The organism is Mycobacterium sp. 852002-51163_SCH5372311 (assembly GCF_001667115.1).
Classification (GTDB): domain Bacteria; phylum Actinomycetota; class Actinomycetes; order Mycobacteriales; family Mycobacteriaceae; genus Mycobacterium.
This window is the reverse complement of the sequence record NZ_LZIJ01000124.1, coordinates 34,812-48,223: the sequence shown is the minus strand read 5'-3', so window position 1 is coordinate 48,223 and position 13,412 is coordinate 34,812. Positions and strand designations below refer to the sequence as shown.

The window sequence follows — 13,412 nt, the reverse complement described above, 5'->3', positions numbered from 1 at the left end:
TAAGTGGTCACCCTCGCAGCTCGGTAGCCTGTGGGGGTGGTCGAAATGTCGTCAGCGATAAGGCCCCTGGGGATAGTCGTCGGCGCCGACGGCTCACCCGCTTCCAATGCAGCCGTCTGTTGGGCGGCGCGTGAGGCCGCGATGAGAAACGTTGCGCTGACCGTCGTCCACGTGGTCAACACCGCGGTCGCGACCTGGCCGCCGATCCCGTACCCCGAGACGCTGGGCCTATGGCTGGATTCCGAGGGCCGCCAGGTTATCGCCGACGCCATCAGAATCGCCGAAGACACAGCGCGTGCCAACCGGAAGATCACGATCAAGACTGAGGTCGTATATTCGACCCCGGTGCCGGCTCTGGTTGAAATGTCCAGTAACGCTGAGATGTTGGTGGTGGGCTGTTCAGGCCGGGGTCTGCTGGCCCGCGGTCTGCTCGGTTCGGTCAGTTCCAGCGTGGTGCGCCACGCGCACTGTCCCGTCGCGGTCGTCCGCGACGAAGACCCGCTGATGCCCTATCCGCGGCGCGCCCCCGTGCTGCTGGGAATCGACGGTTCGCCGGCTTCGGAACTCGCGACGGCGATCGCGTTCGACGAATCGTCGCGCCGTGGGGTCGACTTGATTGCGCTGCACGCGTGGAGTGACGTCAGCGTGTTCGAGCTTCCGGGCCTGGATTGGTCGGCGGTGCAGGCTGAGGCGGAACGCAGCCTGGCCGAGCGCCTGGCCGGCTACCAGGAAGGTTATCCGGACGTGACGGTACACCGGCTGGTCGTCTGCGATCGGCCGGCGCGGCAACTCGTCGAAAAGTCGGACTCCGCACAGCTTGTCGTCGTCGGCAGTCACGGTCGTGGTGGTTTGACCGGCATGCTGCTGGGTTCGGTCAGCAATGCGGTTGTGCATGCGGTACGAATGCCGGTGATTGTGGCCCGACCGTCTCCAGCTTGACGTAGGCGTAAGAATTCCACGGGCGCCCGACGTGAAACGTGGCGAAGAAGGGTTCAATTGCGCGTGCGTCTCACCCGGGACGCTACAGCTGCGCACAAGGCTGCGGTGTCGCGTCCGGCGCACATGATCGTCCGGTCGGGACGTACGACCGCGGCGGTTGCTCGTCCGCGGCGCAGCCACCGTTGCAGTTCGCTGCCGGGTTGGGCAACCAGCACGGTGACGTTGCGCTCTAATAGGTTTGCGCTGTCGCGCCGGCTCAGGGGACTGGCGGTGATCAAGGCGAAACCCGTGCCGAGTACGTCGTCGAGCCTCTGGCCTTGCGGCAGTGCAGGATTGGGACATAATGTGCCGGCAAGCTGACCCGGCCGGCGGGACTTCAGCACCAGTTTGGAACGATGCAGTGCCGGCGTGGCGGAATCGACCACCTTGTCGCGCAGACCCGGGACCAGCCGCAGCCGGGGCAGTGCCACTCGGCGCAGCAGGTCGCCGGCTCGGCCGCCACCGGTCATCGACCGGCCGACAGTGAGCGCGAGGCGAATCAACTGACGGGTGTGCGGCTTGCGCTCTTGCTCGTAGGTGTCGAGAACGTCTGCCGCGAGGGTGCCGTGATAAACCCCGGCCACCTTCCAGGCCAAGTTCACGGCATCCCGTATGCCCGCTCCCATGCCCTGACCGATGAACGGAGGAGTGAGGTGGGCGGCATCGCCCAGGATGAAAATGTTGCCGCGACGCCAGCGATCGGCGAGCTGGGCGCGAAAGGTGTACTCCGCGACGCGCAATAGCGTCAATTCGCCGTCCTCGACGTCACCGATCCAGGGGGCAATGAGCGGTCGCAGGCCAGTCAGTGTGGCAAAGTCAGCGGCATTTTCGCCGGCCAGCAACCGAAACTCCCATCGATAGCGGGCATGTCCGATCCGCATGTAGGTACCCGCGCGAACCGGATCGCACACTTGATACACGCCATCCCACTGGTGTAGGTCGGCGTCGGTGTCCACGTCAACGACCAGCCAGCGCTGTTCGAACTTCAAATCCTGCATTGATGCACCGATCTGGTTGCGCACCATGCTGTTAGCGCCGTCGCAACCCAGTAGGTAGTCGGCCTCCACTACCTGAACCTGTCCGTCGGTGCGGTCGACGAACGTGATGCGCGCGGAGCCATCCTGGTCGTCTATGTCAATCACCTCAGCGTTGCCGCGCAATTCGGCTTTCCGGTAGCGCTTGAGGTTTGCCCGCAACAACCCCTCCAACTCCGGTTGGTCGAACATGTTGGCCTGCGGGAAACCGTGGACGCTGCGCGACGGATCACGGCGGAATTCGGCAAGGACACGAAAACGATGTGACTGGTTGTCGAGTAGCCGCAAACCGAGCGTGGGGCGTGAAATCGCGGAGAATTCGTCGGCCATGCCGAGATGGGCTATAACGCGGTAGATCTCATCGTCCAGATGTACGGCGCGGGGCTGCGGGTACACGCCCGGCCAACGGTCGAGAACGAGGCACTCGACGCCGTACTTCGCCAGTAGTGTGGCGGCGGTGATTCCGGTCGGTCCGGCGCCTACCACGACGACGGGCACATGCCGAATCGCGTCAACGCTCATGCGAATCGCACTGTGGCGCGCTGAGTTCCGAGGTTGATGCTTCCGTCGTCGGTCGCCACCGACGCCTCCACAACATCTCCGTGCTTGAGATACTTCGGGTTGTTGGCCTGGCTTTTGAAGAACGCCTTCCATTTGACGGCCGGTGGCAAGAGGTTACCGATGATCTGGACCGGCTTCGGCGGCGCACTCAGGGCGGTGCCGACGGGAGTTCCGGTGAGCAGCAGGTCACCCGGCGCGAGTTCCTGGAACTGAGTGAGCGACTGAAGCGCCTGCAGCGGCCGATACAGCATGTCTCCTTCGACCAGTGCGTTTTGCCGCTCTTTGCCGTTGACACTCAGGCGCAACCGCAGCTCGCCGAAACGCTTGAGCTCGTCGGGGCTCAACAGCACCAGCTCCGGGCCGACTGGGGTGAACGTCGGATACGATTTGGCCTCGTAGAACTGAGTCTGGGGGAGCTGGATGTCGCGCGCCGATATGTCGTTGGTAACAACCAGGCCGGCGATGAACTCGGCGAGGTTCGCATCGGAAACCTCTGTCCCAACGGGCATTTTGCGACCGATGACTAACCCGATCTCCACCTCGTAGTCCAGCAGCGAAACATGACGGGGCTTGACGATGTCATCGAACGGTCCGTTGATCGAGGCAGAAGCCTTGCGGAAAAAGGTCAATGGGATCGTGGCCGGGTCCATGCCAGCGTCTCTGACGTGCGACTCGAAGTTGGTCATCTGAGCCACCACCCGGCACGGCCTGGTCACCGGCGAGACCAGCTGCAGACTGTCCAGATCGACAGCGTCGGCGCCGGCGGCGTCCACCGCGGCACGGTCGTCCAACAGCTGACCGGTCGTGGTCGCCGTGGTGTCGATCCGCGCGGCTCCGTGCGGGGTCTTGACCCACCAGGCGTCGGCGGTGCGAAGTACGGAAACGGTCACGATGTCGGCACTTTCAGTAGGCCGGTAAGGCGGTTGATATCGAACTCATTGCTTTGGCGAAGCGCCCTCATGATCGAAACGACTTCGTGACGAGCCGATCTGGGGTTGGTCCCAAGAAAGTCCTTGGTCACAGGCGGACCCCATTGGGCTAACCCGGATGCGGTGAAGGGAGCCCAGCCCGGTTCGAGCGTGTTGTCGAACATGTCGCCGTCGGTGAAATGCTCGACGAGGAAGCCGTCGGGATCGCGCCAGTAGTCGAAGATCTGACTGCCCTGGATATGCCTGCCGATTCCCCAAGACCGGAAATAGCCACGGTCGCTGAGGTATTCGCCGCCTGCGGCCAGGGCGTCAAGATCGCTGACCTGATACGCCGAGTGGACGTAGCGACTAGCCGGACCCAAAGCTATCGCCAACGTGTGGTGATCCGCCGGTTCCGACCCGCGATCGCAGCGGATAAAACTCAGCGTCGGACCCCGACGGCGCTGGCCCGGAAAGAATAGGAAGTCGCTGACGATCATCCCCAAGTTGTCCAGATACCAGTCCAGCGACTGCAGGTATTTCGTCGACTGCAGCACCACGTGGCCCAGGCGCTGCACCCGCGCCGGCGCGTGCGGGGGACGCTGGGTGGCGTTGGTGCGCAGGGTTTCGTGCCCGAAGTTGAAGATGTGCGGTTGCTGTGCCGGAAGTTCCGGCAGGTGATGCATTCCCGCGACCACCCGCACCAGAACCCCGCTGGGGTCGACCAAGTCGACCGACAGGCCACCCACACTGTCCGGCAGCGGTCGGGCGGTAGCGCCAGACGCCTCTGCCAGACGCAGCACGTCGACCTCGTCGCACGCCCGAAAGGCAACGCCGGTAAACCGCGTGCGTTGGCCGCGGCGCACCATCATGCACGGCGCACCCGCGTCGGTACCGCGGAGCTGAAGTTCGGCTGGGTCGCGTCGTGCGGTCTGGAAGCCGAAAGCCCGGGCGAAGGCCTCGGCGCGGATCAGGTCGGGCTTCTCGAACTCCAGCCAGGCGATGTCGGCGACTTTGATTACCGGATTCCGCGACCGGCCTGGGTGTTCACCTCGGAGACCTCCCTGCTCGCTGTGCAGATCCTTGTGTTGGGCCCCGCGGGAGCCGACCATCGGTGTCATCGCTTCTCCGATCACGCTAACTGACGAAATCGTCACATACGCGGCCACGCTCAGTCAATAGATTCTGACGAATTCCTCAGAAGTGAGGCATAATACCAAGATCTGGTTGTGGAATGGAGGCCACGATGAGCGCCAGGTCATACGAGTCAGCGCCGCCCAACCGGCTGGAGCGCCGGAAACAGCGCACCCGGTCGGCGCTGGTCAAGGCTGCCCAACAGTTGATCGCCGAAGGCAAAACGAATGTCCCTGTCCTCGAGATCACCCGGGCCGCCGATGTGGGGATGGGCTCCTTCTACAACCACTTCGAGAGCAAGGAGCAGTTGTTCGAGGCGGCTGTGGCAGATGTGCTGGACGCGCACGGTACGCTGCTCGACGAGCTCACCGCGTCGATCGAAGACCCTGCTGAAACGTTTGCCACCAGTTTCCGGTTGACGGGGCGGCTTTTACGCGAGCGTCCGCGGGAGAGCGAAATCTTGCTGGCCAACGGACCGGCGTTGCTGTCGTCGGATCGTGGTCTGGCCCCCCGTGCCTTGCGGGACATCGAGGCTGCCGCCGCGGCCGGGCGGTTTCGGATCGCAGACCCGCAATTGGCATTGGCCACCGCTGGTGGCGCGTTGTTAGGGCTCGGTGTGCTGCTGCGGGAAGATCCCGATCGTGAGGCCGCGTCGGCGGCCGACGCGATGACCGAAAACGTGTTGCGCTTGTTCGGGCTCAGTGCCGACGAGGCGCATGCCGTCTGCCAACGGCCACTGCCGGACCTCGGCTCCTATTGACGGTTTCGATTGTGTACTGAGGGCGTTCCGTGTGACTGTGGGGCGCGAATCCTTCGCGAACTTCCGCCCAGCTTGCACGCCCAAAGCCCAGGATTCACGCCCAGAGCCCAAGACTCACATGGAAACCCGGCGCGACGGCCACATGGTCGATACGTCAACACCGACCTGCCGGGCGCGGCGCCTGAACCTTCGGGCGCAATGCCGCCAGCAGTACACCGCAAGCGAAGAGCAGCGCGGTCACCCACGAAAAGTGGCCATCGGGGGCAAAACCTTTGGCCGCGAAGAACGCCAGCCCATACGCCGCGGTCGCGGCACCGGCCAGGGTGACCGGTTCAGCCCAGCGTTGCGTGATCGGCACACCGAACATGCGCAGGGGAGCCGCGAAAAAGCCTCGGCCCCACCACAACAGCACCAGTTCGATTGCCGTCACGAAGCTGAGAATCATCACCCACCCCAGCCGCGCCAGCCACCACTGGGCGGTTCCCTCGGCCGGTTGTGGCAACAGTCCGGCCGGGTAGGCGACAACCGCCACAATGACAACGGGAATCATGTGCCACAGATACAGGGCCATGATGTTGTTGTTGGCCACGGACAACACCCGCCGCACACGGGCGGGACGCAGGGCGCGGTTGAGCGCGGGCGCAAGCATTATCGCGATTCCGGCTTGTGCGCACGCGAACGCCAGCATCGCCGCCGAGGGCGGCTCGCCGTTTTGCACGGGTTGACCGGGAACGCCGATCATGCTGACCGGGTACGGCCCGAGCCCGATCAGCAGCGCCAGCGCGAACGCCGACCCGACAGCGAGTAACACGGCTCTGCGGCCGGCCAATAGCCCTTCGTGCCAAGCGATTCCGAGTTGGTAGAGGGCGCCCCAGCACAGGAGGTAGTTCAGCCAGCCGATGTAGGGCACATGGGCGCCCACCGACGCCGCGTCCACCACCGCGACCCCCACCGCCAGTGCCGTCGGCACCCACAATCCCCAACGGCGATGTGCCGCAACGGCAACGGGCGTCAGCGACACCACAATCAAATAGACCGCAAGGAACCACAGGTGCATCGCGACTGCCCACCCGGCATATGACAGCGTGGAACCGTCCACGCCAACGACGTCGGCGACCTCCACGATCGCCGACACCATCCCGACGTACACCGCGGTCGGCCCCAGCACTCGGGCCAGCCGGTGCCGAAGCCACACCGGGCGCTTCATGCCCTCGCCGCTGCGATGCGTCCACGACACCGCACCGGCGTAACCAGCCACCAGAAAGAACACCGGGACCGCCTGGAAGGGCCACGTCAGCCATTGCGTCCAGGGCTGATCCACAAGAGGGTTCTGGCGGCCGAATTGTCCGTCCTGATAAGTCACCGACCCGGCCAGCCAGTGACCCAACACGATAAGGATGACGCCAGATACCCGGTAGTAGTCGACAGCGAGGTCGCGGACCGGCCGAGCAGTGCTCACGCGGTCCATCACATCGCCGGGGGGTCAACGCGGTGCACGAGCGTCACGGTACCCGTTCGTCCGCAGTGGGGCACAGGCGCGCAACGCCTCATTGCCGCGCCAAAACATTCGCTGACGGTCGTCATTGACAGCTGGCAATGAAATTCGTAGAGTGCAACCATGGCCACGACGACCTCCGCTGCACAATCCGCTTCGCCGGTTATGCGGGCGCGGGATGCACAGCGGCTGCAGACTCGGGCGCGGGTGTTCGAGGCAGCGCTGGCAGAGATCGGGAAATCTGGCTTGTCCGGTGCGGACGTCGCGGCGATCGCCTCGGCGGCGGGAGTGTCACGCGGTACCGTCTACTTCCACTTCCCGACCAAAGAGCACGTGCTGGTCGAACTGGAGCGGGCTGAAGAGTTCAAGATCGTGTCGAAACTCAACTCGCCAACCGAAAATCCCGATCTGATGTCGGTGTTGAAGCTGCTGGTGCGCCAGGTCGTCGCCGCGGAGCGACGGTTGGGGCCCTTGGTTTTCCGAGACATGCTGGGCCTGCACTTCTCGCCCGCGCGGCCCGTCGAAGATCAACTAGGGGAGCACCCCCTGGCCGAGTTCGTCATCCGCGTAATCGGCCAGGCACAGGCTGCGGGACGGGTACCGCAGGATGCCGATGCAGGTGAGCTCGGCGTGATTTTCCTGACCGGCCTATTCGCGTTGCTGGCCACCGGCATATCAGCGTCCCGGGCGCGAACCGCGCTGCTGGATCGCTATGTGACGACCGTAATCAAAGGAATGGAGAAGCGATGAGCGCTATGGGCATTGACGGTTACCGCGTTTACCTGGCGCGCCGCGACGGCGAGGCGGATCTGCTGAATCGCCGCCTGGCCAACCGCGAGGAATTCTTCGCCGCGCTCGAAGCCGACCCGGTCCGCTCGGCGCGTCGCATCGATCGAGAAGTGTTCGCGCGCAATCTTTCTCGTCGCCGGCCCGAACCGGGTGTCGGCCGGGACATGCTGTTCCTGTTGGCCACCGCGAAGCTGAACCAGGCGGAAAGGTTCGGTGTGGGGTTGGGGGAGACCTATGGGCGCAACAGTGGTGACGACACCCTACCGGAGCGGGTGTACATGGAACTCGAGGAGCACTATCACACCCGTCTGCTCGCCTACGTGCTGGACATCTTCGGTCTGCCATTCCACGTGAACCCGCCGCCGCTGATCATGCGTCAGTTCGTCAAGCTCAATGTCTTTCTGCCCGAACGCTTAAGCTTCGCCGTCGTGGGCGCCGCGGAAATGGCCGGCTGCGTGATGTTCGACGAGCTGCGACGTATCGGCGCCGAGTTGTTCGCCGACGAACCGGATGTCGCCGCCCGGATCGAGCGGCTCTACAACGACATCCTCACCGACGAGATCGGCCACGTCGGCTACTGCGCGGCGCGTTGCACTGCCGCGGAACGGGCATTGATGCGCCGGCTCTACCCGTTCATCGGACGCCTGTTTGCTCGCCAAACTGCCGAGATCAGCCTGCTCATTGATCCGGCCAAACTGCGGGCGCGGCTGGGCCGGCCGTTCGACATCGAGGAGCTCGCGTCGGGTCTGTCCAATGACGCCTGCGTTGCGGCCTATCCCTAAAATTTACGCACCAGCGCGGCGGCGCGTACGTCGTCGCCGACCGTGAAGTGCATGCGCAGGGTGTCGCGGTGACGCTCGGAATGGATGGTCACCGACTCGCCTAGTTTGATCGGGCTGCGGTATTCGAGCACGGCGCGATACGGCACGTTTTCCAGTTCCGTTGCCTGGCCGAGGATCTCGTGCACGCCATGCCAGTAGATGGTGTTGTTGACGTGTTCGAAATGGTCAATGTCGGTGCGACGCAGCGGAAATGGCGTAACGGTGCCGTCTTTGCCATCGCAGCCCATACCGACCGGCTCGGTGAGCCACGGACGCCACCTGAGCCGGTGGTTGTCGGTGGTGCTACCGAAACGCGCGATGCAATCCTCGGAAAGACGCGAGGGGGTCAGGGTGTCTTTGTTCATGCAGATCCAGAAACCCTCGGTCTCTATTCGTCCGCCGTCGGAACCCTGCAGCTGAACGCGCATGTTGCACCAGCGCGTGGAAAGCGCTGCACACCAACGGCGGAAGGTGATGTCATTCGGAATTTCGATGGGTTGCACGACGTCGATGACAGTTCGCAGGACGATCCAGTGCGGATGGACGTCGGCCAGTTTGGCATCGGCGAGGTGTTCGGCGCCGACTTCCTGGATGTAGCGCGCCACGCCGTCGAGGCGCAAGCGTTTGCGTTCGTCGATATCCGTTGTGGCCAGTCGCCAACCGGTTTCGTAGACGTACCCCGAGTTGGGCAGTCCGACGAGTGGCATGTCCGGCTCGGGGATTTCGGACACGGTCGCTCCTCTAGCGTTGCTCATCTGTGATTTCGAGACTGTGCTCGCTCAGCAGCTTTTCCAGTTGCTCCATGGCGGTATCGAGTTTCGCCTGGAACATCGACACCACGCGCGCCCGCACCCGCGGCTTGTCCGACAGCGGCGGGAGCAGTTCGGCGAGCAGGTTCAGGCGTGCCGTGCTGAGCCAGTCGGTCAGTTCTTCGTCGTCCAGCCAGCGACGCTGGTTGCGCAGATCGGAGTGGGTCAGCCGCATCCAGTCCAGGTCGCGATCCGGGTGCGGAATCGGGGTGCAGAGTTCGTTTTTCAGCTCGTCAGTGTGGTAGGCCGTTTCGACGTGGGCGATGAACGCGGCGCTGAACACCTGCTGGCAACCCCGCACCGCCTGCAGGGTGAGGTGGTCGCCGTCGAAAACCGGCTTAGCCGGACGCTGCGGCGCCCCGTCGGCTGTGCAATCGATATACAGGGCCGACGGGGACGACGTGATCGATCCGCCGTCCAGGACGATCGCGGTGGGCTCGATGTGTTGGACGTGGCCCATCCTGACGATGTCCTTGATGCGGCGCAATTGTTCGAACTCCAGCCGAGACACGATCGCACACCGATACATGGTCGGCCGTATCGAGGGGTCGAGCCGCAACAAAGTTCCGGCGCTTTCCAGCCGATCGAATAGATCGTCGGTTGACGTCGCCGCCGCGATTGCTTCGAGAGTCGCGCCGTAGCTGTCCCGGAACTGCTTGATGAACGTCGGGCCCGGCTGCAGCGTCGCCCGGTCCATCATCCAGGAATCGCGAGGCATGATCCAGGTCAGCTTGTCTGGACTGACGCCGTTTCGCAGTAGCCACAGACAAATATCCATGCCGGTTTTGCCGGCGCCGACGATCACGTACCGCTCGCGGGGAGCGTATTTCGGGAGGTCGTTAGGGGGAACGCAGTCGATGCCGGGTGCGACCGAATAGGGAGCGGGTCGCATCGATGGCACGATCGCGCGCAAGTAGGTCGCGTCGACGACTCGCTTATCTACTGTGACGACATATTCGGTACCCGCCATCGTCCGGAGCCGCCCGTCGCCGAGGTACTGGCTCATCGGGAAGTATTCAACCCGGCCGGTGGGAAGAAATTGCTGCTGCATGACCGCGTCGAAGTAGGCGCATATCTCGCCGACCGGGGCGAGTTCGCCCAACCCCTTGTTCCAGCCGACGGCGTCGATCCTGTTGTCGCCCAATGCCCTTGAATTGACACCGTAATAGGCCGACGGTTGATGCAGTCGCACGAACGGGTAGGCGGCGTTCCAGTGTCCGCCCGGTTGGTGGGAACGGTCGACAATCACCACGCGTGCCTCGGATTCGGTGACCAGCGTGTCCGTGAACGCCATTCCCATGGCTCCGGCACCGATCACCAGGTAGTCGGCCTCGATGCTCTTCGCCGGCACCGTCATAGGCGCCCCCTTCTATGCGGTGCGATCTGGTAAGGACACAGGGTAGCCGGTAGCCCGCGTGGAATACGAATACATGCTGCGGCCGGGGCGGCTTGTACACAGGGTTTTGCCGGTCTCGCCATCGAGTGTTGCTGGGAGATGTGTTTGCCGGCAACGCCTTACAGGCCGAGGGTGTGGTCGACTACATTGCGTCAGTCCGCGCCGGCCAGCGCTGCGGCGCCATACTTGTCGGCGATCAGCCTCCACGGGTCGGCATACGGACCGCGGCGTTCGGCGCGGCGCTGCATTCTCAGGGCCGCACGCATCGCGGGGCGCAAGATCGGGCCCAGCAACCGCAACACCACGCGCAGGCGGCCCTGCGATTCGGCCAGCCAGGCCACGGACTGTTGCCAGTCGTGCTGTTGGAACTCGAGCAGCGCCTGCGATTCGGTGGTGTCGAACCAGCCGGTGAAAGCCCAGCCACGATCATCCGTCGGGTCGCCTGGCAGGCTGGCCGAGGGACCGAGGCGGCCCACGCCGACGGCGGCCATGATGTCGTCCTCGATGTCGCGATACAGCTTCACGTACGACTCGTTGCCGCCGATGAGCAGTACCTTGCCGGCGACGCTGGCGCCGCGGTCGACGGCATTGGCGAATGCCAGGGCGGCATCGCGCGAATCCACCATGTGCATGCGGTTGTCACCGGGCGTAGCCCGCACCAGCAGCAGATAATCGCCGTCGAAGTGGGCGTCCGGCGACATGACCCCGCCCAGCCGCAGCAGCGCGTACGGTAGACCGCTTGCGCGTACCGCGGCCTCCGCCAGCACTTTGTCCTCTCCGTACTGATCGATGGGGTCCACGGGGGTGTCAGGCGTGATCCGCTCCGGATAGCGGTAGGGATTGCGCGACCCGTACACCGCGGCGCTGGACGCCATCACGAACAGCGGCGCGGCGGGCAGCGACGAGGCCGCTGCCAGGAGGTTTTCGGTCCCACCCACATTGACGCTTCGGGCCAGCGCGGGATTGCGGTATGACGGCGGCGAGACGATCGCGGCAAGGTGGACGATGGCGGCGGGCTGATGGGTCAGGACCAGCTCACGCACTGCCTGCGGATCGCGCAGGTCGATATAGGCCGGAATCAGGCGCCCAGGATGCGCGGACAGCTTCTTCTCGACCGCGGCCGTGCCGTCGGTACGCAGGTCCATCGCGATGACGCTACGTCCCCTGTCCAGCAATATCTGGGTGCAGCGTCGGCCGATCTGTCCGAACGCCCCGGTGACCAGGACCGTGGTGGCCGTCATGCGGAACCGGGGGAGGCGTGACATTTCACGCAGAAACTGTAAACCATCTGCGGCAGCGACGACAGGTAGCGGTGACACGGCGGCACGGTCCGGTACAGTGCTTAAAGCACTGCTGGGCGATCGCCCAGCAACGGCGTGGCGGGAGGTCATCAGCGATGACGCGCATACGAATCCGACACCGTGGCCGTTGAGAGGGTCGAGGAATTCCGTAGCCGCGCCAGGTCCTGGCTGGCGGCGAATTTGCCGCGGCTGGATCCCGACAATCCGGCGATTCGCACGCGCGACGGAGAAGACACCTGGGTGCGCGCCCGGGAACTCCAGCGAATCCTCTGGGACGGAGGATTCGCCGGAATCTGCTTTCCCCGCGAGTACGGCGGGCTTGGGTTGGGCTACGAGTACAAGAAGGCGTTCGACGCCGAATCTCTCGACTACGAGACGCCGCTCATTCTCAACGTTCCGTCGTTCGCCATCTGCTGCGCGACGATCCTCGACATGGGCAGCGAAGAGCAGAAGCGGCGTCACATCAGGGCCGCGCTGCGCGGCGACGAAGTGCTGGTGCAACTGTTGTCGGAACCCAGCGGAGGCTCGGACCTCGCCGGCGTCATCACCCGCGCCGACCGCCGAGACGGACGCTGGATCATCAACGGCGCCAAGACGTGGAGCACCTGGGCGTTCGCCGCGGACTACGGCCTGTGCCTGGCCCGCACTGACTGGGCAGTCCCGAAACACGACGGGCTGACGATGTTCCTTGTGCCGCTCCGACATCCCGGAATAACGATCAATCGCATTCGGCAGGTCAACGGCTCGACTGAGTTCTGCGAAGAGTTTTTCGACGACGTCGACGTCGGTGACGACGCCGTGGTAGGGGAACCGGGCAAAGGGTGGGCGGTCGCATCGCGGCAGCTGTACCACGAGCGCCGCACCATGGGCGACGGCTCGGAGTACACCAGCGGCCCCGGAATCGCTGAGGCGCAGGATGTTTCGATCGACCTCATGTCGGTGGCCCGCAGTGCGAAGCGGAGCGAAAGCGAACACGTCCGGGAGCTGGTCGGCCGGGCCCTGGTCCACCGCGCCGTGCACGGGCAGCTCAGCGAGCATGTTTTCCACGCCGTAGCGAGTGGGGCACTGCCACCCGCTGCCGGATCAATAATCCGGTTGTATATGGCTGCGGTCCACAACGTCGAAACCGATGCCGCGCTAGAGGTTGCCGGCTCGGCGGCCGTTGTCGACGATGAGGCGGGGCTACTCGATGTCGGCACTCGCTATTTGGGACGCCAGATCGCCGGCATCGGCGGTGGTACCACCGAGATGGCGCGCAATGTGATCGCCGAGCGGGTCTTGAACCTTCCCCGCGAATACGCCGCTGACCGTGGCGTGCCGTTCAACCAGGTGCGGCGAAACAGGCTCAGTTGACGCTGCGTCCTTGGCGACGAAGTGCGAGTAGGGCGCGCCACCGGCGCAAACTCAAGTGATCGCGTCCGCCTTA

The 13,412-nt window shown here is 64.4% G+C and carries 12 protein-coding genes; 5 read left to right on the top strand and 7 right to left on the bottom strand.

The genetic code is table 11. The annotated features are described in order from the left end of the window. Positions 1–45 precede the first annotated feature (45 nt). Positions 46–939 carry a universal stress protein gene (locus A5791_RS15665; RefSeq protein WP_067238672.1) on the top strand — a complete coding sequence of 298 codons (894 nt, stop codon included), beginning with the start codon at positions 46–48 and terminating at the stop codon, positions 937–939. Between the two features lie 53 nt (positions 940–992). Here the strand turns inward: A5791_RS15665 and A5791_RS15660 are convergent, their stop codons facing one another. From A5791_RS15660 to A5791_RS15650, 3 genes are read right to left on the bottom strand one after another with little or no spacing between them, the layout of a single operon-like run. Next, positions 993–2,534, bottom strand: a complete 1,542-nt coding sequence (locus A5791_RS15660) for a bifunctional 3-(3-hydroxy-phenyl)propionate/3-hydroxycinnamic acid hydroxylase (protein ID WP_067238440.1) — start codon at positions 2,532–2,534, stop codon at positions 993–995. Beyond that, positions 2,531–3,463, bottom strand: coding sequence for a fumarylacetoacetate hydrolase family protein (locus tag A5791_RS15655; RefSeq protein WP_067238436.1), 933 nt, complete (start codon positions 3,461–3,463; stop codon positions 2,531–2,533). The genes A5791_RS15660 and A5791_RS15655 overlap by 4 nt, the downstream gene beginning before the upstream one ends. Further along, complete coding sequence (locus A5791_RS15650) at positions 3,460–4,593, bottom strand: VOC family protein (protein WP_369828084.1); 1,134 nt, start codon at positions 4,591–4,593, stop codon at positions 3,460–3,462. Before A5791_RS15650 ends, A5791_RS15655 begins: the two co-directional genes overlap by 4 nt. A gap of 134 nt (positions 4,594–4,727) precedes the next feature. On the opposite strand from A5791_RS15650, the gene A5791_RS15645 reads away from it, so the two are divergent. Beyond that, positions 4,728–5,375, top strand: a complete 648-nt coding sequence (locus A5791_RS15645; RefSeq protein ID WP_067238666.1) for a TetR/AcrR family transcriptional regulator — start codon at positions 4,728–4,730, stop codon at positions 5,373–5,375. 154 nt (positions 5,376–5,529) lie between these two features. On the opposite strand, the gene A5791_RS15640 is transcribed toward A5791_RS15645, so the two are convergent. After that, positions 5,530–6,843 carry an acyltransferase gene (locus tag A5791_RS15640; RefSeq protein WP_067238433.1) on the bottom strand — a complete coding sequence of 438 codons (1,314 nt, stop codon included), beginning with the start codon at positions 6,841–6,843 and terminating at the stop codon, positions 5,530–5,532. A 150-nt stretch (positions 6,844–6,993) separates the two neighbouring features. Between A5791_RS15640 and A5791_RS15635 the strand changes: the two genes are divergently transcribed. Next, on the top strand, positions 6,994–7,620 hold the full coding sequence (locus A5791_RS15635) for a TetR/AcrR family transcriptional regulator (protein ID WP_067238430.1): 627 nt from the start codon (positions 6,994–6,996) through the stop codon (positions 7,618–7,620). After that, positions 7,617–8,441, top strand: coding sequence for a hypothetical protein (locus A5791_RS15630; protein ID WP_067238427.1), 825 nt, complete (start codon positions 7,617–7,619; stop codon positions 8,439–8,441). The genes A5791_RS15635 and A5791_RS15630 overlap by 4 nt, the downstream gene beginning before the upstream one ends. Here the strand turns inward: A5791_RS15630 and A5791_RS15625 are convergent. The 3 genes from A5791_RS15625 to A5791_RS15615 all read right to left on the bottom strand — a co-directional run bounded on the left by A5791_RS15625 (position 8,438) and on the right by A5791_RS15615 (position 11,926). Beyond that, the gene (locus tag A5791_RS15625) at positions 8,438–9,187 is read right to left on the bottom strand and encodes an acyl-[acyl-carrier-protein] thioesterase (protein ID WP_067238662.1); all 750 of its coding nucleotides are present in this window, start codon (positions 9,185–9,187) and stop codon (positions 8,438–8,440) included. The genes A5791_RS15630 and A5791_RS15625 overlap by 4 nt on opposite strands. A 34-nt stretch (positions 9,188–9,221) precedes the next feature. After that, positions 9,222–10,646 (bottom strand): NAD(P)-binding protein, encoded by a 1,425-nt coding sequence (locus A5791_RS15620; protein WP_067238424.1) that lies wholly within the window; start codon positions 10,644–10,646, stop codon positions 9,222–9,224. Between the two features lie 191 nt (positions 10,647–10,837). Beyond that, positions 10,838–11,926 (bottom strand): NAD(P)-dependent oxidoreductase, encoded by a 1,089-nt coding sequence (locus A5791_RS15615; protein WP_067238659.1) that lies wholly within the window; start codon positions 11,924–11,926, stop codon positions 10,838–10,840. A 180-nt stretch (positions 11,927–12,106) separates the two neighbouring features. Between A5791_RS15615 and A5791_RS15610 the strand changes: the two genes are divergently transcribed. Further along, positions 12,107–13,339: an acyl-CoA dehydrogenase family protein gene (locus A5791_RS15610; RefSeq protein ID WP_067238422.1), complete on the top strand. Its 1,233-nt coding sequence runs from the start codon at positions 12,107–12,109 to the stop codon at positions 13,337–13,339. Positions 13,340–13,412: the final 73 nt, after the last annotated feature.